22 protein-coding genes are annotated in these 21,250 nt (G+C 70.2%); 14 read left to right on the forward strand and 8 right to left on the reverse strand.

What is annotated here, in order from left to right:
- The first annotated feature begins 1 nt into the window (after position 1).
- The 6 genes from WIX39_RS02235 to WIX39_RS02260 all read left to right on the forward strand — a co-directional run bounded on the left by WIX39_RS02235 (position 2) and on the right by WIX39_RS02260 (position 6,334).
- Positions 2-1,030: an ABC transporter ATP-binding protein gene (locus tag WIX39_RS02235; RefSeq protein ID WP_106936551.1), complete on the forward strand. Its 1,029-nt coding sequence runs from the start codon at positions 2-4 to the stop codon at positions 1,028-1,030.
- A 22-nt stretch (positions 1,031-1,052) separates the two neighbouring features.
- Positions 1,053-2,132 carry an extracellular solute-binding protein gene (locus WIX39_RS02240; RefSeq protein WP_106936550.1) on the forward strand — a complete coding sequence of 360 codons (1,080 nt, stop codon included), beginning with the start codon at positions 1,053-1,055 and terminating at the stop codon, positions 2,130-2,132.
- A 13-nt stretch (positions 2,133-2,145) separates the two neighbouring features.
- Complete coding sequence (locus tag WIX39_RS02245; protein WP_106936549.1) at positions 2,146-2,967, forward strand: ABC transporter permease; 822 nt, start codon at positions 2,146-2,148, stop codon at positions 2,965-2,967.
- Positions 2,918-3,466 carry a TIGR00725 family protein gene (locus tag WIX39_RS02250; RefSeq protein WP_106936548.1) on the forward strand — a complete coding sequence of 183 codons (549 nt, stop codon included), beginning with the start codon at positions 2,918-2,920 and terminating at the stop codon, positions 3,464-3,466. The genes WIX39_RS02245 and WIX39_RS02250 overlap by 50 nt, the downstream gene beginning before the upstream one ends.
- A gap of 232 nt (positions 3,467-3,698) precedes the next feature.
- Positions 3,699-5,216 (forward strand): AMP nucleosidase, encoded by a 1,518-nt coding sequence (locus tag WIX39_RS02255; RefSeq protein WP_106936547.1) that lies wholly within the window; start codon positions 3,699-3,701, stop codon positions 5,214-5,216.
- A gap of 107 nt (positions 5,217-5,323) precedes the next feature.
- Positions 5,324-6,334 (forward strand): Bug family tripartite tricarboxylate transporter substrate binding protein, encoded by a 1,011-nt coding sequence (locus tag WIX39_RS02260; RefSeq protein ID WP_172839819.1) that lies wholly within the window; start codon positions 5,324-5,326, stop codon positions 6,332-6,334.
- 19 nt (positions 6,335-6,353) lie between these two features.
- On the opposite strand, the gene WIX39_RS02265 is transcribed toward WIX39_RS02260, so the two are convergent.
- Entirely contained in the window at positions 6,354-7,046 is a 693-nt protein-coding gene (locus WIX39_RS02265) for an ArsR/SmtB family transcription factor (protein ID WP_106936546.1), read from the reverse strand.
- A gap of 83 nt (positions 7,047-7,129) precedes the next feature.
- Between WIX39_RS02265 and WIX39_RS02270 the strand changes: the two genes are divergently transcribed.
- The gene (locus tag WIX39_RS02270) at positions 7,130-8,299 is read left to right on the forward strand and encodes a cytochrome P450 (RefSeq protein WP_106936545.1); all 1,170 of its coding nucleotides are present in this window, start codon (positions 7,130-7,132) and stop codon (positions 8,297-8,299) included.
- Here the strand turns inward: WIX39_RS02270 and WIX39_RS02275 are convergent.
- Together WIX39_RS02275 and WIX39_RS02280 are read right to left on the reverse strand one after the other, a co-directional pair.
- Positions 8,257-9,246, reverse strand: coding sequence for a pyridoxamine 5'-phosphate oxidase family protein (locus WIX39_RS02275; protein WP_106936544.1), 990 nt, complete (start codon positions 9,244-9,246; stop codon positions 8,257-8,259). The two genes, WIX39_RS02270 and WIX39_RS02275, sit on opposite strands and share 43 nt — an antisense overlap.
- On the reverse strand, positions 9,243-9,893 hold the full coding sequence (locus WIX39_RS02280; RefSeq protein ID WP_106936543.1) for a glutathione S-transferase family protein: 651 nt from the start codon (positions 9,891-9,893) through the stop codon (positions 9,243-9,245). The genes WIX39_RS02275 and WIX39_RS02280 overlap by 4 nt, the downstream gene beginning before the upstream one ends.
- A 119-nt stretch (positions 9,894-10,012) precedes the next feature.
- On the opposite strand from WIX39_RS02280, the gene WIX39_RS02285 reads away from it, so the two are divergent.
- Positions 10,013-10,903 (forward strand): LysR family transcriptional regulator, encoded by an 891-nt coding sequence (locus WIX39_RS02285; protein ID WP_106936542.1) that lies wholly within the window; start codon positions 10,013-10,015, stop codon positions 10,901-10,903.
- Here WIX39_RS02285 and WIX39_RS02290 read toward each other — a convergent pair.
- Genes WIX39_RS02290 through WIX39_RS02300 form a run of 3 tightly spaced genes read right to left on the reverse strand, consistent with a single transcriptional unit; the run spans position 10,893 to position 13,047 of the window.
- The gene (locus WIX39_RS02290; protein ID WP_234382262.1) at positions 10,893-11,528 is read right to left on the reverse strand and encodes a hypothetical protein; all 636 of its coding nucleotides are present in this window, start codon (positions 11,526-11,528) and stop codon (positions 10,893-10,895) included. The two genes, WIX39_RS02285 and WIX39_RS02290, sit on opposite strands and share 11 nt — an antisense overlap.
- Complete coding sequence (locus tag WIX39_RS02295; RefSeq protein WP_106936541.1) at positions 11,525-12,208, reverse strand: hypothetical protein; 684 nt, start codon at positions 12,206-12,208, stop codon at positions 11,525-11,527. The genes WIX39_RS02290 and WIX39_RS02295 overlap by 4 nt, the downstream gene beginning before the upstream one ends.
- On the reverse strand, positions 12,205-13,047 hold the full coding sequence (locus WIX39_RS02300) for a hypothetical protein (RefSeq protein ID WP_081267526.1): 843 nt from the start codon (positions 13,045-13,047) through the stop codon (positions 12,205-12,207). The genes WIX39_RS02295 and WIX39_RS02300 overlap by 4 nt, the downstream gene beginning before the upstream one ends.
- A gap of 21 nt (positions 13,048-13,068) precedes the next feature.
- Between WIX39_RS02300 and WIX39_RS02305 the strand changes: the two genes are divergently transcribed.
- Together WIX39_RS02305 and WIX39_RS02310 are read left to right on the forward strand one after the other, a co-directional pair.
- Positions 13,069-14,094: an ATP-binding cassette domain-containing protein gene (locus WIX39_RS02305; protein ID WP_253819824.1), complete on the forward strand. Its 1,026-nt coding sequence runs from the start codon at positions 13,069-13,071 to the stop codon at positions 14,092-14,094.
- A 3-nt stretch (positions 14,095-14,097) separates the two neighbouring features.
- On the forward strand, positions 14,098-14,937 hold the full coding sequence (locus WIX39_RS02310; RefSeq protein ID WP_409194433.1) for an ABC transporter permease: 840 nt from the start codon (positions 14,098-14,100) through the stop codon (positions 14,935-14,937).
- Positions 14,938-14,944: 7 nt separating this feature from the next.
- Here WIX39_RS02310 and WIX39_RS02315 read toward each other — a convergent pair whose 3' ends face one another.
- On the reverse strand, positions 14,945-16,546 hold the full coding sequence (locus WIX39_RS02315; RefSeq protein ID WP_240204936.1) for a glycosyltransferase family 39 protein: 1,602 nt from the start codon (positions 16,544-16,546) through the stop codon (positions 14,945-14,947).
- 112 nt (positions 16,547-16,658) lie between these two features.
- Between WIX39_RS02315 and WIX39_RS02320 the strand changes: the two genes are divergently transcribed.
- Together WIX39_RS02320 and WIX39_RS02325 are read left to right on the forward strand one after the other, a co-directional pair.
- Complete coding sequence (locus tag WIX39_RS02320; protein ID WP_106936538.1) at positions 16,659-17,114, forward strand: MarR family winged helix-turn-helix transcriptional regulator; 456 nt, start codon at positions 16,659-16,661, stop codon at positions 17,112-17,114.
- Between the two features lie 97 nt (positions 17,115-17,211).
- Complete coding sequence (locus WIX39_RS02325; protein ID WP_019657755.1) at positions 17,212-17,637, forward strand: organic hydroperoxide resistance protein; 426 nt, start codon at positions 17,212-17,214, stop codon at positions 17,635-17,637.
- 72 nt (positions 17,638-17,709) lie between these two features.
- On the opposite strand, the gene WIX39_RS02330 is transcribed toward WIX39_RS02325, so the two are convergent.
- Entirely contained in the window at positions 17,710-18,603 is an 894-nt protein-coding gene (locus tag WIX39_RS02330) for a LysR substrate-binding domain-containing protein (protein WP_234382248.1), read from the reverse strand.
- Positions 18,604-18,773: 170 nt separating this feature from the next.
- On the opposite strand from WIX39_RS02330, the gene WIX39_RS02335 reads away from it, so the two are divergent.
- A complete protein-coding gene (locus tag WIX39_RS02335; RefSeq protein WP_106936537.1) occupies positions 18,774-19,763 on the forward strand; it encodes a Bug family tripartite tricarboxylate transporter substrate binding protein in 990 nt (329 codons plus the stop codon).
- Positions 19,764-19,773: 10 nt separating this feature from the next.
- The gene (locus tag WIX39_RS02340) at positions 19,774-21,213 is read left to right on the forward strand and encodes an N-acyl-D-amino-acid deacylase family protein (RefSeq protein WP_409196311.1); all 1,440 of its coding nucleotides are present in this window, start codon (positions 19,774-19,776) and stop codon (positions 21,211-21,213) included.
- The last annotated feature ends 37 nt before the right edge of the window (positions 21,214-21,250 follow it).

Below are 21,250 nucleotides of genomic sequence, written 5' to 3' on the forward strand. Positions count from 1 at the left end.
CATGAGCCTCCTACTCGACAACGTCAACTACAACTATCCCGGCAGCACGCACGGCCTGCACGACGTGTCGCTCGACGTGCGCACCGGCGAGCTGGTCGCGGTGATCGGCCCCAGCGGCTCCGGCAAGTCGACGCTGCTGAAGCTGGTGTCGGGCCTGGAGACGGGCCACACCGGCCGCATCGCGCTCGACGGCGAAGACATGTCGCGCACGCCCGTGCACCAGCGCAACATCGGCATGGTGTTCCAGAGCTACGCGCTGTTCCCGCACCTGAGCGTGCTCGACAACGTGGCCTACGGGCTCAAGCTGCGCAAGGTGGCGGCCACCGAACGACGCCAGCGCGCGCAGGAGCTGCTCGACATCGTGGGGCTGGGCGACTTTGCGCAGCGCGCCGTGGCGCAGCTTTCGGGCGGCCAGCAGCAGCGCGTGGCCTTGGCGCGCGCCCTGGCCATCGACCCGCGCGCCCTGCTGCTCGACGAGCCGCTGTCGGCGCTCGACGCCAGCGTGCGCGGCCACCTGCGCGACCAGATCCGCGCCATACAGCAGCGCTTCAACGCCACCACGCTGCTGGTCACGCACGACCAGGAAGAAGCACTGGTCATGGCCGACCGCGTCGCCATGCTCAAGGACGGCCGGCTGCTGCAGATCGCCACGCCGCGCGACATCTACGAGAACCCCGCGAGCCGCGCGGTGGCCGAGTTCGTCGGGCTCTCGACGATCCTGCCCGCCAAGGTGGCCGCGCCGGGCCGGCTGGACCTGGGCTTTGCCGAACTCTTCGCCGACACCGGCCAGCGCGCCTTCGGCACCGCGGTGCACGTGCTGGTGCGCCCCGAGCACATCCGCGCCGACCCGGCAGCCGACGCCGTGAACCGTCTCGCGGGCAGCACCCGCGCGCAGCGCTACCTGGGTGCGCTCACGCGCTACGACTTCGAGGTGCCGGGCGCGGCCAGGCCCTTCCTTGCCGAATCGCCCGCGCCGGCCGTGGAGGCCATCGCCATCGCGCCCGGGCACATCCGTTTACTCGACCACTGAACCCTTTCCTCAAGGAGCCACCATGCAACGCAGACAACTGATCCAAGCCGCCGGCGCACTGCCGCTGGCCACCCTCGCGGCCCGCACCGCCTTCGCCTTCGACGGCCCCGAGCTGTATGCGGGCGAGAAGGCGCTGTACGCCGAGGCGCAGAAGGAAGGCCTGTGCGTCTCCTTCGACACCGGCCCCGAATGGGCCAACTGGAAGTCGCTGTTCCGCGACTTCAAGAAGCGCTACCCCGAGATCGAGCTGACCTACAACGACATCGGTTCCGCCGCCACCGTGGTCGCGCTCGAGAAGACCAGGCGCCGCCCGCAGGCCGACACCGCCTACTACTTCGCCGCCTCGGCCGTCGACGCCGCGAAGAAGGACGTGGTCGCGCCCTTCAAGCCCGTCAACTTCGACAAGCTGCCGCCCGTGTTCCGCGAGGCCGAAGGCCGCTGGTTCACCATCCACACGCTGAACATCGCCTTCCTGGTCAACAAGAAGCTGGTGAAGAACGTGCCCACGGGCTGGGCCGACCTGCTCAAGCCCGAGTTCAAGAACACGGTGGTCTACCTCGACCCGCGCTCCACCGGCATCGGCCAGGTGCTGACTTTCGCCGCGGCCTACGCCAACGGCGGCAGCGTCGACAACGTGCAGCCCGGCATCGACTACCTGGGCAAGCTGCATTCGGCCGGCAACGTGCTGCGCGTGGAAGGCACCACGCCCTACGCCAAGTTCCTCAAGGGCGAGATTCCCGTGTGGATCAGCTACGAGAACGACGGCCTGAAGGCCAAGCACGTCGACGGCATGGGCGACGCGATGGAAGTCGTCATTCCGAAGGAAGCCAGCGTGGCCGCGCCCTACGCCATCAGCCTGGTGAAGAACGGCCCGAACCCGAACGCCGGCAAGCTGTGGCTGAACTTCATCATGAGCGAGGCCGGCCAGTCGCTGTTCGCGCAGGGCTTCGTGCGGCCGGCCGTGCCGGGCACGCAGCTGAGCGCCGACGTGGCCGCCAAGATGCCGCCCGCGCCGCAGATCAAGCCGCTGGACGTGGTGAAGGCCTCGGAGCGCAAGGCCGAGATCGACAAGCTGTGGGCACAGGCTGCCCTGGGCAAGTGATCGGTCAGCCGTGATGCGACGCTTTGGCGCCTGGCCCGCCTGGGCCTTCATGGCGCTGTTCTTCGCGGTGCCGCTGGCGGCGCTGCTGCCCGAGGCCTTCGGCGAAGGCGGCAGCGCCTTCGGGCGGCTGTTCGGCAACCCGCTGTTCTTCGGCGCGCTGCGCAACACGCTGGCGCTCGGGCTGGCGGCGGGCGCGGTGTCGGCGCTGGTGGGCACCTGCATCGCGATCGAGCTGGCGCGCCAGCCGGCGTCGCGGCGCCAGTGGATGATGACGCTGCTGGGCCTGCCGCTGGCTTTCTCGGGGCTGGTGATCGCCTACGGCTTCATCCTGGCCTTCGGGCGCGCCGGCTTCGTGACGCAGCTGCTCGCGGGGCTGGGCGCGGACCCGGCGGCCCTGGGCAGCTGGATCTACAGCGTGTCGGGCCTGGGCTTCGCCTATGCCTATTACCTGATCCCGCGCGTGGCGCTGTCGCTGTACCCGGTGTTCGCGAACCTCGACCTGCGCCCGGCGCAGGCGGCGCGCACGCTGGGCGCGTCGAAAGCCCGCGCCTTCCGGGACACGGTGGTGCCCGAGGTGCTGCCTTCGGTGCTGTCGAACGCCTGCATGGTCGCCGCGATTGCCATGGGCACCTACGGCACGGCGCTGGCGCTGGTGGGCACGCAGCTCAACATCCTGCCGCTGATGCTGCTGGCGCAGGTGGGCGACGGCGGTTCCGATTTCGCGGTGGCGGCGGCGTTGTCGCTGGTGCTGATGGTGGTGTGTGTGATCGTGATGGGAGTGGGTGATGTCTTTACGCGAAGGCGCGAGCGCGGTGCTGTCGGCGCCGGTCACTGAGGCGCTGGCGCGCCTGGCGCAGAAGCAGCGGGGGCCGTCGCGCCACCGCCAGCCGGTGGCGATGATCGGCCCCGGCGACGGCGGCCCGGCCGAGTGCGAGGCCGCCCATGCGGTGGCGCATGCGCTGGCCCGCGCGGGCATGTCGGTGGTGTGCGGCGGGCGCGGCGGCGTGATGGCCGCGGCCTCGCGCGGCGCGGTGGAAGCAGGCGGCATCGCCGTGGGCATCCTGCCGGAGGACGACGACCGCAACGCCAACGAGTGGCTCAGCGTGGCCATTCCCACGGGCATGGGCGAGATGCGCAACGGCATCATCGCGCGCAGCGGCGTGTGCCTGGTGGCCATCGGCGGCAACATGGGCACGCTGTCGGAGATGGCGATGGGGCTGAAGTGGGGCAAGCCGGTGTTCGTGATGCACGGCGATGTGGCGCTGCCCGGGGCTGTGCAGGCTGTCGATGTGAACGACATGCTTGCGAAGGTGCTGGAGTGCTTGCTGGGCTGAGGTTTGGGTGCTTTCGTTCAGGGTGCGTGCACAGGCCACCGGGTACTCCCCTCCGCGAATGTCCCCCGGCCTGCGGCCTCCTCCTTTATTTCGCTGCGGGGAGCACCCGGCGCCCTGTGCACGACGAGCGCTGCCGTTGTGCCGCTCGATCAACAAGTGCTCTGAACGCTCACGACGGCGGCGTGAGCGCACCCCGAACAACGCCCTCAAACAAGCATTGCACAATGACGCCATGCCCTACATGCCCACCTTCGTCGCTCCCGCCCGCTTCGCCGATGCCGCCGCCGCACTCGAACAGGTCAAGGCCATCTACAACGGCGGCCTGGCCCATCTTCGCGAATCGATGCTGCGCTTCGTTGCCGGCGAGGCGCTGCCGGGCCGGGTGCGGGCCTGCTACCCCTTCGTGCGGGTGCATACCCACACCGTCTCGCGCCACACGCCGCCGGCCAACGCCGGCCTGAGCTACGGCTTCGTGGCCGGCCCCGGCCGCTACGAGACCACGCTGACGCGGCCCGACCTGTTCTCGCGCTACTACTTCGACCAGTTCCGCCTGCTGCTGGAAAACCACCAGGTCGAGCTGGAGATCGGCACCAGCACGCAGCCCATTCCCATCCACTTCTCGTTTGCCGAGAACGACCACATCGAAGGCACCATGAGCGCCGAGCGCCGCGCCCTCATGCGCGACGTGTTCGACCTGCCCGACCTGGGCGTGATGGACGACGGCATTGCCAACGGCACCTTCGAGGCGCGCGACGGCGAGGCGCAACCGCTGTCGCTGTTCACGGCCGCGCGGGTGGACTACTCGCTGCACCGCCTTCGCCACTACACCGGCACCGCGCCCGACTGGTTCCAGAACTTCGTGCTGTTCACCAACTACCAGTTCTACATCGACGAATTCGTGCGGCTGGGCCACGAGGCCATGGCCGACGAGAACAGCGAGTACATCGCCTTCATCGAGCCCGGCAACGTGGTCACGCGCCGCCGCGGCCTGGCCGCTGGCGGCAGCCAGAACTTCGGCCACCTGCTCGACGGCAGCCAGGGCACGGCACCGCCGCGGCTGCCGCAGATGCCGGCCTACCACCTGGTGCGCGAGGACTGCAGCGGCACCAGCATGGTCAACATCGGCGTCGGCCCGGCCAATGCCAAGACCATCACCGACCACATCGCCGTGCTGCGCCCGCACGCCTGGATGATGCTGGGCCACTGCGCCGGCCTGCGCAACACGCAGCAGCTGGGCGACTACGTGCTGGCCCACGCCTACGTGCGCGAGGACCACGTGCTCGACGAAGAGTTGCCGCTGTGGGTGCCCATTCCGGCGCTGTCGGAGATCCAGCTCGCGCTCGAGAAGGCCGTGGCCGACGTCACGCGCTACGAGGGCCCCGACCTCAAGAAGATCATGCGCACCGGCACGGTGGCCAGCACCGACAACCGCAACTGGGAGCTGCTGCCCGGCAACCAGCCGCAGCGCCGCTTCAGCCAGAGCCGCGCGGTGGCGCTGGACATGGAAAGCGCCACCATCGCGGCCAACGGCTTCCGCTTCCGCGTGCCCTACGGCACCTTGCTGTGCGTGAGCGACAAGCCGCTGCACGGCGAGATCAAGCTGCCCGGCATGGCCAACCACTTCTATCGCGAACGGGTGGAACAGCACCTGCGCATCGGCATGCGGGCCATCGACATCCTGCGCGAGGAAGGCTCCACGCGCCTGCACAGCCGCAAGCTGCGCAGCTTTGCCGAGGTGGCCTTCCAGTAAAGCAAGGGCGCCCGGCGTGCATCCGGGTTTGTCCCTGCCCGCGCACGGGCGGGATCGGCGCTTTTCGCGGACATCATTCGGTTTCCCCACAGAAAACCGGAAACAAGATGCCCCAGTCGCCTTCCGTCACTCTCTCGCGCCGCAACTTCTCGGCATGGATCGCGGCATCGGCCGCAGCTGCAGGCACAGGGGGCGCCGCGCTGTGGCCCGGCGTCGCCAGGGCGGCCGACGCACCGGCGGGCAGCAAGCTGCGCATCGTGATTCCCGCGAACGAAGGCGGCGGCTGGGACCAGACCGGCCGCGCGCTCGGCGCCGCGCTGCTGGCCTCGGGCGCGGTGGGCAACGTGGTCTACGAGAACATCGGCGGCAAGGGCGGCACCATCGGCCTGGCCAAGTACGTCGAGAAATACGACGCCGACCCGGAGGCCCTGCTCGTCAGCGGCATGGTGATGGTCGGTGCCGTGGCGCTGCAGAAGCCGGCCGTGACCCTGAGCAACGTGTCGCCGGTGGCACGCCTCACCAGCGACTATGAAGTGGTGGCGGTCAAGGCCGACTCTCCCATCAAGACGCCGAAGGACCTGATCGCCCAGCTGCGCACGGACGCGGCCAATACAGTGGTCGCGGGCGGCTCCGCCGGCGGCGTGGACCACATGTACGCCGGCATGCTGGCGCGCGTGGCGGGCGCTTCCTCCTCGCTGGTCTACCAGCCGCACCCAGGCGGCGCGCAGGTGGTGGAGGCGTTGGAGAGCGGCAAGGCGGTGGCGGGCATCTCGGGCTTCAGCGAATTCAGCGACAGCCTGGCCAGCGGCCGGCTGCGCGCCATCGGCGTGTCGTCGAAGCAGCCGTTCCAGGGCATCGCATCGGTGCGCGAGCAGGGCGTGGACGCCGACCTCGCCAACTGGCGCGGCGTGATGACCGGCAAGAAGGTGCCGCCCTACCGCAAGGCCGTGCTGCTCGACGCGGTGCGCCGCGCGACCACGCATGACCTGTGGGCGAAGACCATCAAGCGCAACAACTGGGACCCGTACTGGATGGCGGGCAAGGACTTCGAGAGCTTCCTGGAGCTGGACACCGCGATGGCCGGCCCGCTGATCTACCTGCTCAAGCTGAAGGCCTGAAGTCGGACCCTGCCGGCGCTCAGGCGAAAAGCTCCGGCATCTCGCGCTGCGCCTTCGGCGTGAGCGTGAGCGCGCGGCCGTCCAGTTCCTGCCGCACCCATCCGCGCCGCAGCGACAGCTGCAGCCACGCGGCCCCGAGCGCGCCGCCCAGGTGCGGCCGGCGTTCGCTCCAGTCGAGGCAGGCACAGGCGAAGCGCCGGCGCGAGCGGCGCACCGCGTCCACCTCCACGCCCAGGCTTTCGAGCGCGATCGCGCCGTCGGGCGTGAGCTCGTAGGAACCGCTCTGCAAGCCGCTGAGCCAGCCTTGCGCATGCAACCGGTCGTGCAGTGCGACGCCGGCCGTGCCCGCCATGTGGTCGTAGCAGGTGCGCGCGCTGCGCAGGCGGCTCGGCGTGTTGGGCTTGAACTCCGCCGCGCGCGGCGTGCCGGCGATCACCATCAGGCTTTCGAGCGCGGCGGCCACGTCGTCGTTGGCCAGGCGAAAGTAGCGGTGCTTGCCCTGCACCAGCAGTTCGACCAGCCGCTCTTCCTTCAGCCGCGCAAGATGCGCGCTCGCGGTGGACGCGGCCACCTCGGCCACGGTGGCGAGTTCGGTGGCGGTGCGTGCGTGGCCGTCCATCAGGCAGCTGAGCATGCGGGCGCGCGCCGGCTCGGCGATGGCGCCGGCTACGCGGGCCAGCTGGAAATCGGCGGTCGAATCGAGGGTGTCCATGCGCCTCATCGTAAGACGGCTCGGCATCCGACACTTCGGCCGCGGACGAAGTGTGGCGGCGCCGCCGATCGCACACTGCGGCCATGGACCGGAACAACAGCCCCACCCCTCCCGACGCGACTCTCGACCCGGTCGCGGCCGCGACGCATGCCGACCCCTACCCCTTCTACGCCAGCCTGCGCAACGGCCCACCGCTGGCGTGGAACGAAAAGCTGCGCCTCTGGGTGGCCAGCCGTGCCGAGGTGATCGAAGAAGTGCTGCAGGCGCACGGCGCTCTGCGCGTTCGGCCGGCCGCCGAGCCGGTGCCGAGCGCCATCGCGGGCAGCCCGGCCGGCGAGGTGTTCGGCCACCTGGTGCGCATGAACGACGGCACAGCGCACGAGGTCCAACGGCCCGCGCTGCAGCGGGCGTTGGCCGGGCTCGATCTGAACGCCGTGCGCGAAGCTGCCCTGCAGGTGGCGCGGCAAGTGCCGCAGCAGCAGCCGCTGTCCGACACGTTGTTCTCGATGCCGGTGCGGTCCGTCGCGCACCTGCTGGGTTTTGCCGACGAGGCGCTGCCGCAGGTCGACCTGTGGACGCGCGACTTCGTGGCCTGCCTGTCGCCGCTGTCGACGGCGAGCCAACTGCAGGGCGCAAGCACGGCGGCAGGCGAATTGATGGCACGCTTCGAAGACCTGGTCGCGGGCACGCCGCCGCGCCGGGGCACGCTGCTGGCGGCCGTGATGGCCGAAAGCGCCGCACCGTCGCGCTCGCTGCTCGCCAACCTGGTCGGCCTGCTCTCACAGACCTGCGACGCCACGGCCGGCCTGCTGGGCAACAGCCTCATCGCCCTGCTGCGCGAACCCTCGCTGCGCACGGCCGCACGCACGCGCGACGGGCTGCAGGCCATCGTCGAAGAGACGGCGCGGCACGACCCTTCGGTGCACAACACGCGGCGCTTCGTGGCAACGCCCGTCACCATCGCGGGCACGCCGCTCGCGGCGGGCGACACGGTGCTGGTGCTGCTGGCCTCGGCCAACCGTGATCCGGCGTTCAACCCCGACCCCGACAGCTTCGTCCTCGTGCGTGCGAAGCGCCGCATGCTCGGCTTCGGCCACGGCACGCACGCCTGCCCGGGGCAGACCCTGGCCTGCACGCTGGCGGCGGCCGGCCTCGAAGCCCTGCTGCAGCGCGCACCCGACGTCGACGCGCAGCTCCTGCGCGGCTGGCACTACCGGCCGTCAGTCGCGGCGCGCGTGCCGGTGTTCCACTGACCGGTGTGCGCGAGATGCGCAGACAGCTGCGCATCTCCCCAGCGCAACGGCAGTGCCGCCGGGCGGCGCAAGGCGTGGGTCACACGGAAGCGCATCAGCCGTTCAGCGCCTTCGAACGCGGCCACCTCGGGGCCGTTCCAGACGATCTCGGCCGTGACCGCCACATGCAGCAGGTCGCCGCTGTCGAAGTCGACGAACAGCAGACCCGCGCGCGGATGCGCCGCCAGGTTGCCGAGCGTGTTGAAGAAGCGGTTGCCGTTGAAGTCGGGCACGGTCAGCGTGTCGTCGCCGTCGATGCGCACGAAGCCCGGCCGGCCGCCGCGATGCGACACATCGACGCCGTGCGAACTCGCATCGGCATCGTCGCCCACCGCCACTTCGTTCGGATACGCAGTGGCAATGAACAGCGTGTCGGCGCTGCCGATGAGCCGATGCGCCGCCAGGTCGAGCTTGTCGAGCCATTGCGCGGGCGCCGCATCACCGCGCGGCGGTGCGAACACCGGCTCGCGTGCCTGGATGTAGCGCGGGCAGTTGCCGAAGCTCTGCTGCACCTCGACCATGAAGCCCGCCGCGTCGATGGCCTCGACGGTGCCGTTCATGCGGTTGCGCCGCCGCGTGTGCGGCTGGATGCCGAGCAGGCCCAGCGTCGCGCCCTGCTTCAGCTGGCCCGCGAGCGGATCGCCCGCCGCGGGCAGCGCGTCGATGCGCAGGTGCGTGGCATCGGGCGAATGCACGAAGCCGGCGGGCGCCGCGAGCACGCTGGCCCAGGGCTGCAGCCCGTCGTCGATGCTGCCCGCCACGATGAAGGGCAGCAGCGAGAAGAACTCGCGGTGCTGGTCGGGCATGAAGTCGCGGATGATGCGCGGGCCCGCGGCCTCCATCTGCTCGCGCGATCCCGCAAGCGTCTGCAGCGCGCGTTCGCCCGCATGGAACGGTGCGGCGATCATGCGGCCGCCGCGAGCCCGACGGGCGTGCGCACCATTGGCACGAAGCTGGGCAGCGCCTCCACCCGCGCGAGCCATTCGCGCACATGCGCGTAGCCGTCGAGCGACACCCTGCCTTCGGGTGCGTGCGCCACGTAGGCGTAGTTCGCGATATCTGCCAGGGTGGCGGCCGGGCCCGCGAGGAAGGGCTGTTGCCGCAGGTGCGCCTCCATCACCGCCAGCAATGCATGCGAGCGCGTCACCGTCTCCGCCGGATCGGTGGCCAGCCCGAACAGCGCCATGACGCGCGCGGCGGCGGGCCCGTACGCCAGCGGACCGGCGGCCACCGAGAACCAGCGCTGCACCTGCGCCGCGCCCACCGCGTCCTGCGGCATCCAGCGGGCGGGGTCGGGCGAATAGCGCGCGTTGAGGTAGACCAGGATGGCGTTGGAGTCGGCCAGCGTCAGATCGCCGTCTTCGATCACCGGCACCTGGCCGAAGAGGTTGCGCGCCAGGAACTCCGGCGTGCGGTTCTCGCGCTTGCGCATGTCGAGTTCGATGTTCTCGAAGGGCAGGCCGAGCATCGTGAGGAAGAGGCGCACTCTGTGCACGTGGCCCGAAATGGCGGCGCCGTAGAGCTTGATGGGGCGAATGGGTCGGGTGGCGTTCATGGCGAGGGTCCTTCTGGGATGTCTTTGAGCGGGTACGGTGCCGATTCTTCTCTCTTGCGCCGGATGAATGAATAGCCACTTCTGTATTTGACTGCTGCGATTTCCGGTTTAATCGCGCCATGGATCGTTTCAAGGCCATGCAGACTTTCGTGCAGATTGCCGACCAGGGCAGCCTGACCCGCGCCGCCGAGGCGCTCGGCACTTCGCTGCCCGCGGTGGTGCGCTCGCTGGCGTCGCTGGAGGCGCACCTGGGCGTGCGCCTGTTCCACCGCACCACGCGCCGCCTTTCGCTGACCGAGGAGGGCCGCCACTACCTGCCGAGCGCGCGCGAAGTGCTGCTGGCGGCCGACGCCGCCGACCTCGCGCTGAAGGCCGAGGCACGCGAGCCGGCCGGGCAGCTCACCATCACCGCGCCGGTGCTGTTCGGCCACATGTACGTGGCGCCGGCCATCGTGCGCTTCATGAAGCGCTATGAAAAGGTGCGCTGCAGCGTGCGCCTGTACGACCGCACGGTGAGCCTGCTCGAAGAGGGCGTCGACGTGGGCATCCGCATCAGCCCGCTGGAAGACTCGTCGCTGGTGGCGCAGACGCTGGGCACCATCCGCCGCGTGGTGGCGGCCAGCCCCGCCTACCTGGCAGCGCACGGCACGCCGCAACATCCGCGCGAGCTGAACGGCGCGCCCTGCGTGCGCGGCCGGGTCGATGCGCCGCCGCAATGGCTGTTCCGCGACGGCGGCAAGACCATCGGCGTGACGCCGGACAACCGGCTGGAGTTCAACCACATCGCACCGGCCATCGAAGCCTGCGCGGCGGGCATGGGCTTCGGCACCTTCTTCTCCTACCAGGTGATGCCGCACGTGGCGCAGGGGCGGCTCGCGCTGGTGCTGGAAGACTTCGAGCCGCAGCCGCGGCCCGTGAGCGTGATCTACCCGAACGCGCGGTTGCTGCCGGCGCGCACGCGGGCTTTCATCGACTGGATGAAGATGGAGTTCAGCGAACTCAGGCTCTAGCAGACCCCAGGTAAGGTGCGAGCCAGTCGGCTCCGGGCATCTCGGGTGTCTCCCGGCTGTCGTGCAGGCAGATCTCGGAGTCCTGCGCCAGCAGAGACCAGCCGTCGCGGTGGAGTTGCTCGCACAGCGCCACCACGCGCACGCTGAACGCATCCAGTGGCTCGCGGCTGCGCAGCGTGAGGAAGCAGGTGTCGGCTTCTTCGCGCAGGCTGTCGCGCGACAGCTGTGCGCCGTGCGCCTCGCACAGCTGCTGCAGCGCGGAGAGGTCGTGCAGCTGGCGCAGCTTGCCGCGCCACTCGAAGTACCGTCCGGCGCGGCCCAGCCTGTCGGCGTCATGCACCTGCGCATCGACCTTCACGCCCAGCACGGCCATGCCCGCGCGCGCCAGCCATTGCGCCAGCGCCATGGCCTCGGCCTTGGCTTCTTCGAAGTCGGCACGCAGCCAGGCGATGGCCGAAGGCTGCTGCTTGCGATCACCGCCACCATGATCGTTGCCGCCGCGATGGTGGTGATGGTCGATCAGCAGCGGCCGCAGCCCGGCCTGCTCGCACACCGCGACGAAGAAAGGAATCTGCGACGCGTGCAGCGCGCCGCAGGTCAGGTGCAGCTTCAGCATGGGCTTCATGGCACGGCCGCCCGTTCGGGCAAGGGCCTGCCATCGCACAGCGCCGCGGCATCGGTGGCCATGCCGCGCACGGCTTCCTCGATGCCGAGGTTCAGCACCGACATGAATTCGCCGTTGCCGTTGGCCCAGTTGGTGCGCGTGCCCATGCCGTGGTACTGGCGCACCACGGGCTCGGCGCCGGGTCTGCGGTAGGTGGCCTGCAGCACGACATGAGAGACCAGGTTCAGCCCGGCGGACCACGCATGCGCAAGGCGCAGCGCCACATCGGCCGTCACCTGCCGTGCGGCACCGGGCGACGGCGGCGCGGCGGCCACCACCTGCAGCCCGTAGCGGCCGGCCGACTGCAGCGCCCCGCGAATCCACGGGCCGGCGTCGCCGCCCTGGATGGACTGCACCGACACCGGCGTGGCGTGCAAGGTGGGCAGCATCACGGTCAGGTTGCCCACGTTGGCCTTGTTCAGGCGCAGGTCGTCGATGGCCGGCAGGTACAGGGTGCAGCCATTGGCGACGTGCAGCCGCGCGACCGGCGGGCTGTTGGGCCGCTCCGCCGCCTCGGGCGCCGGCTCGAACACCATGGAAAGCGGCTCGGTCTCGGTCAGCGCATGCGACAGGCCCGGCATGGCGCAGAGCGCCGAAAGGACACACAGGGCGGCGGCACTCCGCGCGCGTATTTGCATCATGGGGCTGCGCTCCTGACGGAGTAGAGGGCACCGTCCTGGTCGCGGAACAGCACGCGTCCCGGCTGCTCGTCGAAGCTCGCGCCGGCCACGGTCACCCACGAGCCGTTGACATTGAAGCGCGCGGTCTTCACCGCGCCGGAGCGCGCGCCGGCGATGTCCATCGCCACCGCGCGCAGCGTCTGCGTCATCGAGTCGCGCATCACGCCGCGCAGCACCTGTCCGTCGTCGGCCGTGAGTCGGCGGATGACGGTGGCGCGCGCGGTGCCGCCGATGGGCGTCTGGAAAATGGCAGCGGTGCGGTAGCTGGGCTCGCTCTTGCCGTCCTGCCACAGCAGCGCGGAGGCGCGCGTGGTGAAAGCGCCGAGTCCGGGCTCGAGCGCGTATTGCAGCCACACCACCATGTACGCGGGACCGTCCCGGGTGGCGGCGATGCGGGCTTCGTGCGCGGCCTTGACCGGCATGGCGGCAAGCAATTGCGCCGAGCGGATCTTCAGCGGAAAGGAGCTCGGATCGGCCAGTTGCGCCTCGAGCGCGCGGGCCGCTTCGGCGCGGTAGTCGTAGTCGAGCAGCGGGCCGACGATGGCCTGCACCTCGGCGCTCATGTCTTTCTGGCGCGACTGCTGCACCGACGAGTCGATCAGCGCGCCGATCAGCCCGCCGCCGGTGGCAGCGCTCACGCCGGGCGATTGCGCGGAGAACATGAAGCTCTCCTGGGCGACGACCACGCGCACGTCCACCTCCCGGACCTTGCCCCGGTCCGCGGACGACAGCGGCCGATGAAACGGCGCGCAGGCGCCGAGCGCCATCAGGAGAGACAGCGCCAACAGGAAACGCAGCATCTTTGGGCCTCCCCCCGTGAAATGCATTTGGCAGCGATTGTGCCGTGGCCCGGGCAAGCCGCGGGGGCGGATTGCGCACGCCTGCGTCAGAATCGCCGCGTGCAGCCCACAACAACCCCGTCCCCCCCGCCCCTCTTCCAGGTCAGCCGGCTGCGCAAGCGCTATGGCGAGACCACCGTGGTCGACGACCTGTCGTTCGAGATCGCGCCCGGCGAATGCCTGGGCGTGATCGGCCCGAACGGCGCCGGCAAGACCACCACCATCCGCATGTGCCTGGGCCTCACCGCGCCCGACGGCGGCGAGATATCCGCGCTGGGCCTGCAGATGCCGCGCGACGCGCTGGCCATCAAGGCGCAGCTGGGCGTGGTGTCGCAGTTCGACACGCTCGACCCCGACTTCAGCTGCGCCGAGAACCTGGTGGTGTACGGCCGCTACTTCGGCTTCGGCAAGGCGCAGGTGCGCGAGCGCGTGCCGCAGCTGCTGGAGTTCGCGGCGCTGTCGCACAAGGCCGATGCCAAGCCGGGCGAACTGTCGGGCGGCATGCGCAGGCGGCTGTCGCTGGCGCGCGCGCTGGTCAACGACCCCAAGCTGCTGCTGCTCGACGAGCCCACCACCGGGCTCGACCCGCAGGCGCGCCACCTGATGTGGGAGCGGCTGCAGGTGCTGCTGCAGCAGGGCAAGTCGATCTTGCTGACCACGCACTTCATGGACGAGGCCGAGCGCCTGTGCTCGCGCCTGCTGGTGCTCGACCACGGCCGCAAGATCGCCGAAGGCCGACCGCGCGACCTGATCGCCGAGCACCTGGAGCCCGACGTGGTCGAGGTATACGGCAACGGCGCGCTGTCGCTGGCCGAATCGGCCGAACTGAAGGCGATGGCCGCGCGCGTGGAAGTGAGCGGCGAGACGGTGTTCTTCTACACGCAGGACGCGCGACGGCTGCTCGACGCCTTGACGCGGCACGGCGGGCTGCGCACCTTTCACCGGCCGGCGAACCTGGAGGACCTGTTCCTCAAGCTCACCGGCCGCCAGATTCGCGAGGACGGCTAGGCCATGGACACGACAACCGCCGCAACAACAAAAACGAACGCGCCCGCTGCGCCCTCGGTCTGGCGCGCACCCGAAATCTCGCTGCGCTGGTGGCCGGTGTTCCTGCGTAACCTGCTGGTGTGGCGCAAGCTGGCCATTCCCAGCCTGATCGGCAACATCGCCGAGCCGCTGATCTGGCTGGTGGCCTTCGGCTACGGCATGGGCGCGCTGGTGGGGCAGGTGTCGGTCGACGGCGTGAAGGTGCCGTACATCCTGTTCCTGGCGAGCGGGTCGATCTGCATGAGCGCGATGAACGCGGCGAGCTTCGAGGCGCTGTACTCGGCGTTCTCGCGCATGCATGTGCAGAAGACCTGGGACGGCATCATGAACGCGCCGGTCGGGCTCGACGACATCGTGCTGGCGGAGATGCTGTGGGCCGCGTTCAAGTCGATCTTCACGGTCACGGCCATCCTGTTCGTGATGCTCGGGCTGGGCATCAGCCAAAGCCCGAAGCTCATCGTCGCGTGGATGGTGCTGGTGGGCGCGGGCATCACCTTCTCGTCGATCGCGCTGATCTTCAACGCGCTGGCCAAGGGCTACGACTTCTTCACCTACTACTTCACGCTGTTCATGACGCCGATGATGTTCCTGAGCGGCGTGTTCTTTCCGCTCGAACAGCTGCCCTCCGCGGTCAAGGCCGTGGCGGCCTGGCTGCCGCTGACGAATGCGGTGGCACTGGTGCGGCCGCTGTTCATGGACCAGTGGCCGGCAGGCTGGTGGGTGCATGCGGCGGTGCTGGCGGTGTACGCGGTCGTCTCCTTCTGGATCGCGCTGGCGCTGACGCGCAAGCGGTTCAGGGGCTGAGGCCGCGCTACTTCTTCGCATCCGCCGCGCAGTTCTTCGCTGCGCGCTCTCCCTGCGGCAGCACGATGCCCCAGCGCATGCGCAGCCTGTTGTGCTCGTCGGTTCCGGCCCACGGAATGTCCAGCGTGCCGCGGCAGTCGGCCAGGGCCAGCCGGGGTTGGAGCAGCGCGCCTTCGGAGCGGAACTCGTGCGTGTCGAGGATCAGCACCATGCCGCCTTCGCGCGCCAGCGTGCCTGGAGGCAGCCACGGCGAATTGCGCTCGTCGCCGTCGATCAGCAACTGCGTCGACGGGTCCATCCTCAGCGCCACCGCGCCCGCGAACCAGGTGTCGCCCACCAGCAGCGTGAGCGGGCGGTCGCCGACGCGGTCGCGCCAGATGTCACGAACAGCGTCCGCGACTTCCTGCGCCGGCAGGTTGGCACGCGTGATGTAGCCGAGGCGCTTGCTGAGCACGCCGTCGACCCAGGCCTGGCCGAGCGCGCCGGCCACATGCAGCACCGCCACCGTGACGATCACGCCGCGCCACCGGCGGCGGCTCCAGCGCTCCGCCTCGAGGCCGGGCAGCACGGCCACGGCCCACAGCGCGGCCGGCAGGAAGAAGGTGCCGAGCCACGAGGGAACCAGCGGAACCTTCAGCAGCACCGCCGCGGGAAACACGAGGCACATGGGCCCCAGCGTGGCCCAGGCCAGGAAGCGCCGGTCGAACGCGTTCAGCCCCGGCGTGGCGGCCGATGAGGGCGCGGGCGCGACGGCAGCCCGGGTGAACCAGGCCCAGCCGACCAGCAGCAGCATCGGCAACAGGCGGGATACCTGCACCAGGAACACATGCACCAGGTGGCGAAAGCCGTGCCCGTGCGTGCCGGGGTGGACGGAATGGCGCGCGTAGTCGATGCTGCGGCCGGAGTGCTCCAGCACCCACCACAGGTGCGGCGCCATCAGCACCAGCGCGACGCCGGCCGCCAGCAGCAGGCCGCGCCGCACATGCGCATCGCGCCACAGGCCCTGCCGCACGATGAAGGCCGCGCCCACCGCGAACTGCACCACCGCGCTGTACTTGGTGAGCATCGACAGCGCCGCGAAGACGCCCAGCCAGGCCCAGTCACGCAGCTTCGACGACGAAGGCGCGTGCAGCACGCGCCACAGCATCCACCAGTAGCCGGCCAGCGGCAGCAGTTGCACGGTGTTGTGGTTGTAGATGACCGCGCGCTGCACGTGGTAGGCCACCAGCGAGCCGAGCAGCACGGCCAGCGCCGCGCGCGCCGGGTGGACCATTTCGAGCGACCAGCGCCACACCAGGCAGAGCGCGCCCACGCCGCAGCCGACACCGGCCGCGTAGGTCAGCCAGGGCTGGCGCCCGCCCAGCAGCATCAGGGCGCCCATCAGCCAGCTCGGCAGCGGCGGATGCTTGTAGTAGCTCCATTCGAAGCTGCTGCCCCAGAACAGCTCCTCGACGTTGTCCCAGGGCGGGGTCGGATAGAACCAGCTGAAGGACAGGGTCCACAGCAGCAGCATCGCCGCCAGGGCCCACAGGATGTTGCGCTGCAGGGCAGGAGGCGGGACGGCCAGGGGCGTGGCGTTTCCTGTCGAGGGAATCGGGGAGAGTCGCATACGGGGTCGGGCGAAACGGAAGGCGGGATGAAAACCAAAGTCCCAAGTGTGGCACGACGTTTACCTTAACTTTACATTGCACACAATTCAATTGCTCGCTACAATTCGACCCATGCGCTCCACACCCGTCTCCGCCGACGAAATGCTCAAGCTGGACAACCAGCTGTGCTTTGCCGTGTATTCCGCCTCGCTGGCCATGACCCGGCTCTACAAGCCGGTGCTGGAAAAGCTGCAGCTCACCTACCCGCAATACCTCGTGATGCTCTCGCTGTGGGAGCAGGACGGCCCGACGGTCTCCGCGCTGGGCGACCGCCTGTCGCTCGACTCCGGCACGCTCACCCCGCTGCTCAAGCGGCTGGAAGCCAACGGTTACGTGACCCGCGTGCGCGACGTGGCCGACGAGCGCCGGGTGCACATCACGCTGACGGCCGTCGGCCGCAAGCTCAAGACCCGCGCGGCCGACGTGCCCGAGTGCCTGATGGCTGCTGCCCAGTGCTCGGTGCCCGAGCTGGTTTCGCTCACCCAGCAGATCCAGGCGCTGCGCGACCGCATCAGGAAAGCCGCCTGACGCAGCGCCCGTTTTTGTTCTCCGTTTCTCCCCGCCGAGGCTGCTTGCGGCCGAGGCTTTTCCACCCTCCCTCCACTCCATCATCAAAGGAATCACCATGACCACCAAGCTCGACAAAGTGCTCTACACCGCAGAAGCCCACACGGTCGGCGGCCGTGACGGCGCAGGCAAGTCCAGCGACGGCGCCATCGACGTCAAGCTGAGCTCGCCCGGTTCCGGCAAGCCCGGCACCAACCCCGAACAGCTGTTCGCGGTCGGCTACGCCGCCTGCTTCATCGGCGCCATGAAGGCCGTCGGCCCGAAGATCGGCGTGAAGGTGCCGGAAGACGTCGCCATCGACTCCAGCGTTTCCCTCGGCCCGACGAACGGCGGCGCCGCCTACGGCATCGCCGTGAAGCTGGCGATCACGCTGCCCGGCCTGGACGCCGAAGCCAAGCAGAAGCTGGTCGACACGGCTCACCAGGTCTGCCCGTACTCGAACGCGACCCGCGGCAACATTGACGTGGAACTGACCATCGCCTGAGAGCTCCAGCGCAGCTGGCGCGCTCGGCGAGCTCGCAATTGAAGGCGGCACCGGCCACGGTGCCGCCTTTTTTCATGCGCCTGCCTGCGCGAGCAGCCACGCCTTGAAGACCTGCAGCGACTGCATGCGCGCCGACTCTTCCGGGTACACGAGGTAGTAGCCCTTGGCGTAGCGGTGCGCGTGGCGGCTCAGGCGCTTCAACCGCCCGGAGGCCACCATGTCCTCGCCCATGTAGGGCGGCAGCAGCGCCACGCCCATGCCGGCGACAGCCGCGTTGAGCGCCATCGACATGATCTCGTAGCGCGGCCCCTCGCGCGGCGCCGCATCGGCGATGCCCTCGCGGCGGAACCATTCGTCCCAGCCGTCGGGCAGCGTGTGATGGTGGATGAGCGCCGAGCGCGGCGTGCCGGCATCGACCGTCTTGCCGTGCACCTTGACCCACGACGGCGAGGCGTAGGGTGACAGCACCAGCGGCAGCACGAACTCGCTGTGCAGCCCGGCGCGCTGGCCGTCGCTGAACTCGAGCGACGCATCGACCGGCGTGGTGCGGAAGTCGACCTGGCCCACGCGCGTGCCCAGGTTCAGCGTGATCTCGCCGTGCGCGCGGGTGAAGGCCGGCAGCCGCGGAATGAGCCAGTAGCTGCCGACCGACGCGCCCACCGACAGCGACAGTTCGCCGCCGCGCCCCTTCAGGGCCATGACGGTGGCGGTGGCGCGCTCCAGCCGGCGCAGCAAGGGCGCCACCTCGCCCAGGTAGTACGTCCCCGCCTCGGTCAGCGCGAGCGCCTCGCGGCGGCGCGTGAACAGCCGCACGCCGAGCCGGTCCTCGAGCCTCTGCACCTGGCGGCTCACCGCGCCCTGTGTGAGCCGCAGCTCGTGCGCGGCGGCGGTGAACGAGCGCAGCCGCGCGCTGGCCTCCAGGCACAGCAGCGACATCGTCGAAGGGGCACGGATGTTGGTGTTCATGAGGAAAGCGCTCTTTCGGTGCATGCCGCTGTGGGCGTTTGCCAGTGCAGCACCGCGAAAGTGCATGCGAAAACCTCATGCTAGACGCAGCAAACATGGTTTGTCCACGGAGAGCGCGCCGCGCAACATCGCGGCCATTCCTTGATGGCTTCGACGATGAAAGGCTTTCCATGACACCGCAGATTCCCACCCGCCGCGCGCTGTTGCGGCTGGCTTCGGCCACCGCGCTGGCGGCGCTGCCGCTGGCGTCCCGCGCGGGCGACTGGCCCGAGCGCGCGGTGCGCCTGGTCGTGCCCTCGGCCGCGGGCGGCTCGCCCGACGCGGTCTGCCGCCTGCTGGCCAACGAGCTGTCGAAGTCGCTGGGCCAGGCGATCGTCATCGACAACAAGCCAGGCGCCAGCGGCAACATCGGCATGGTCGACGTGACGCGCGCCGCGCCCGACGGCTACACGCTGGGCTACGGCAACGTGGGCACGCTGGCCATCAACAAGGCGCTGTTCTCGAAGCTCCCCTACGACCCCGACCGCCAGCTGGTGCCCGTCGCGCTGCTGGGCTACGTGCAGAACGCGCTGGTGGTGCGCAAGGACCTGGGCGTGCACAGCGTGGGCGAACTGGTCGCGCTGGCGAAGGCCCGTCCCGGCAAGCTCACCATGGCCTCGGCCGGCAACGGCACCACCGGCCACCTGAGCGGCGAACTGTTCAAGACCCTGACGGGCACGTCCATGGCGCACGTGCCCTACCGCGGCAGCCCCCAGGCCATCCAGGACCTGATGGGCGGCCAGGTGGACCTGATGTTCGACAACCTGAGTTCGATCGCGCCGCACATCCAGGCCGGGCGGCTCGCGGTGCTGGCCGTCACGGGCGCGCAGCGCAGCGCCCTGTTTCCGGCCATTCCCACCGTGGCCGAGTCGGGCGTGCCGGGCTACGACGTGGTGGCCTGGGGCGGCATCGTGGCGCCCGCGAGGACACCCCCCGCCGTGGTCGAGCGGCTGAACGCGGCCGTCAACGCCATCCTCGCCACGCCGGCCATGCGCGAGAGGTACGCGGCCATCGGCTTCGAAACGCTCACCGGACCGCCGCAGCGGCTGTGGGAGCGCGTGGCCCGCGAAACGCCGCTGTGGGCCGACGTGGTGAAGCGCTCCGGCGCGCAGGTCGATTGAAGGCATGGCGATGCTCGACCTGGTGATCGAAGGCGGCGAGGTGATCGACGGCAGCGGCGCGCCGCGCGTGCGCGCCGACGTGGGCGTGCAACAGGGGCGCATCGTGCGCCTGGGCGAGCTGGCCGGCGTGGCGGCGCGCGAGCGCTTCGACGCGCGCGGGCGCATCGTGGCGCCGGGCTTCATCGACGTGCACACGCACGACGACCGGCTGCTGCTCGACGCGCCGCAGGGCGCCCACCCCAAGCTGTCGCAGGGCGTGACCACCGTGGTCACCGGCAACTGCGGCGTGAGCCTGGCGCCGCTGTGCTCGTCGGTCACGCCGCCCGCGCCGCTCGACCTGCTGGGCAGCGACGCCTGGCGCTTCGAGCGCTTCGGCGACTACCTCGACGCGCTCGAACAGGCACGGCCCGCGCTCAATGCCGCCTGCCTGGTCGGCCATTCGACGCTGCGCGTGCGGCACATGGCGCGGCTGGACCGCGTGGCCGACGGCGACGAGACGCGGCGCATGGCGGACGACCTGGCACAAGCGCTGGACAGCGGCGCCATCGGCCTGTCGACCGGCCTCTACTACCCGCCGGCGCGCGCCGCCAGCGCGCAGGAGGTGATTGCCGTGGGCGTCGCGCTGGCCGGCGCGCGCGGCATCGTCACCATGCACATCCGCGACGAGGCCGACGCCATCGACGAGGCGCTGCGCGAGGCGCTGTACATCGGCCGCGCGCTGGGCGTGGACACGGTGCTGTCGCACCACAAGCTGGTCGGCAAGGCCAACCACGGCCGCTCGGTGCAGACGCTCGCGGCCATCGAGGAGGCCGCGCAAACACAGCGCGTGTGCTTCGACTGCTATCCCTACAACGCCTCGTCGACCATGCTGCTGCCCGGGCGCGTGGCGCAGTCCGACGACGTGCGCGTGACTTGGTCGAAGGCCGACGCCAGCGCGGCCGGCCGCTCGCTGCTCGAACTGGCGCGCGAGCGCGGCCGCCCGCCCGAGCAGCTGGCCGCGGAGCTGCAGCCCGCCGGCGCGATCTACTTCGCGATGAGCGAGGACGACGTGAGCCGCATCCTCGGCCACCCGATGTCCATGGTCGGCTCCGACGGCCTGGCGCACGACACCAGCCCGCACCCGCGCCTGTGGGGCACCTTCCCGCGCGTGCTGGGCCACTACGTGCGCGAGCGCAAGCTGTTCTCGCTGGAGACGGCGGTACACAAGATGACGGGCCTGAGCGCGCGCCGCTGCGGCCTGCACGAACGCGGCCTGCTGGCAAGCGGCCACCATGCCGACATCGTGGTGTTCGACGCGCAGCGTGTGGCCGACCGCGCCACCTTCGACCACCCCACCGAGCCCAGCGCGGGCATCGACGCGGTGTTCGTCAACGGCCGGCTCGCCTGCCGCGAGGGCCGCACGGCCGACGTGCATGCGGGCCGCGTGCTGCGGCACGGGCGCTCGGACTGAGCGGAAGAGCGCCAGAGCGGCAGAGCGGCAGGGCAGG

The organism is Variovorax sp. AB1(2024) (assembly GCF_037482385.2).
In the GTDB taxonomy this organism is placed as follows: domain Bacteria; phylum Pseudomonadota; class Gammaproteobacteria; order Burkholderiales; family Burkholderiaceae_C; genus Variovorax.

Coding starts and splice junctions, on each gene's coding strand:
- WIX39_RS02320 (WP_106936538.1), top strand. CDS start 16,659: ATGCGCTCCACACCCGTCTCCGCCGACGAAATGCTCAAGCTGGACAAC.
- WIX39_RS02270 (WP_106936545.1), top strand. CDS start 7,130: ATGGACCGGAACAACAGCCCCACCCCTCCCGACGCGACTCTCGACCCG.
- WIX39_RS02265 (WP_106936546.1), bottom strand. CDS start 7,046: ATGGACACCCTCGATTCGACCGCCGATTTCCAGCTGGCCCGCGTAGCC.
- WIX39_RS02240 (WP_106936550.1), top strand. CDS start 1,053: ATGCAACGCAGACAACTGATCCAAGCCGCCGGCGCACTGCCGCTGGCC.
- WIX39_RS02235 (WP_106936551.1), top strand. CDS start 2: ATGAGCCTCCTACTCGACAACGTCAACTACAACTATCCCGGCAGCACG.
- WIX39_RS02315 (WP_240204936.1), bottom strand. CDS start 16,546: ATGCGACTCTCCCCGATTCCCTCGACAGGAAACGCCACGCCCCTGGCC.
- WIX39_RS02290 (WP_234382262.1), bottom strand. CDS start 11,528: ATGAAGCCCATGCTGAAGCTGCACCTGACCTGCGGCGCGCTGCACGCG.
- WIX39_RS02295 (WP_106936541.1), bottom strand. CDS start 12,208: ATGATGCAAATACGCGCGCGGAGTGCCGCCGCCCTGTGTGTCCTTTCG.
- WIX39_RS02275 (WP_106936544.1), bottom strand. CDS start 9,246: ATGATCGCCGCACCGTTCCATGCGGGCGAACGCGCGCTGCAGACGCTT.
- WIX39_RS02255 (WP_106936547.1), top strand. CDS start 3,699: ATGCCCTACATGCCCACCTTCGTCGCTCCCGCCCGCTTCGCCGATGCC.
- WIX39_RS02305 (WP_253819824.1), top strand. CDS start 13,069: ATGCATTTGGCAGCGATTGTGCCGTGGCCCGGGCAAGCCGCGGGGGCG.
- WIX39_RS02260 (WP_172839819.1), top strand. CDS start 5,324: ATGCCCCAGTCGCCTTCCGTCACTCTCTCGCGCCGCAACTTCTCGGCA.
- WIX39_RS02325 (WP_019657755.1), top strand. CDS start 17,212: ATGACCACCAAGCTCGACAAAGTGCTCTACACCGCAGAAGCCCACACG.
- WIX39_RS02335 (WP_106936537.1), top strand. CDS start 18,774: ATGACACCGCAGATTCCCACCCGCCGCGCGCTGTTGCGGCTGGCTTCG.
- WIX39_RS02280 (WP_106936543.1), bottom strand. CDS start 9,893: ATGAACGCCACCCGACCCATTCGCCCCATCAAGCTCTACGGCGCCGCC.
- WIX39_RS02310 (WP_409194433.1), top strand. CDS start 14,098: ATGGACACGACAACCGCCGCAACAACAAAAACGAACGCGCCCGCTGCG.
- WIX39_RS02245 (WP_106936549.1), top strand. CDS start 2,146: ATGCGACGCTTTGGCGCCTGGCCCGCCTGGGCCTTCATGGCGCTGTTC.
- WIX39_RS02250 (WP_106936548.1), top strand. CDS start 2,918: ATGTCTTTACGCGAAGGCGCGAGCGCGGTGCTGTCGGCGCCGGTCACT.
- WIX39_RS02300 (WP_081267526.1), bottom strand. CDS start 13,047: ATGCTGCGTTTCCTGTTGGCGCTGTCTCTCCTGATGGCGCTCGGCGCC.
- WIX39_RS02285 (WP_106936542.1), top strand. CDS start 10,013: ATGGATCGTTTCAAGGCCATGCAGACTTTCGTGCAGATTGCCGACCAG.
- WIX39_RS02330 (WP_234382248.1), bottom strand. CDS start 18,603: ATGAACACCAACATCCGTGCCCCTTCGACGATGTCGCTGCTGTGCCTG.
- WIX39_RS02340 (WP_409196311.1), top strand. CDS start 19,774: ATGCTCGACCTGGTGATCGAAGGCGGCGAGGTGATCGACGGCAGCGGC.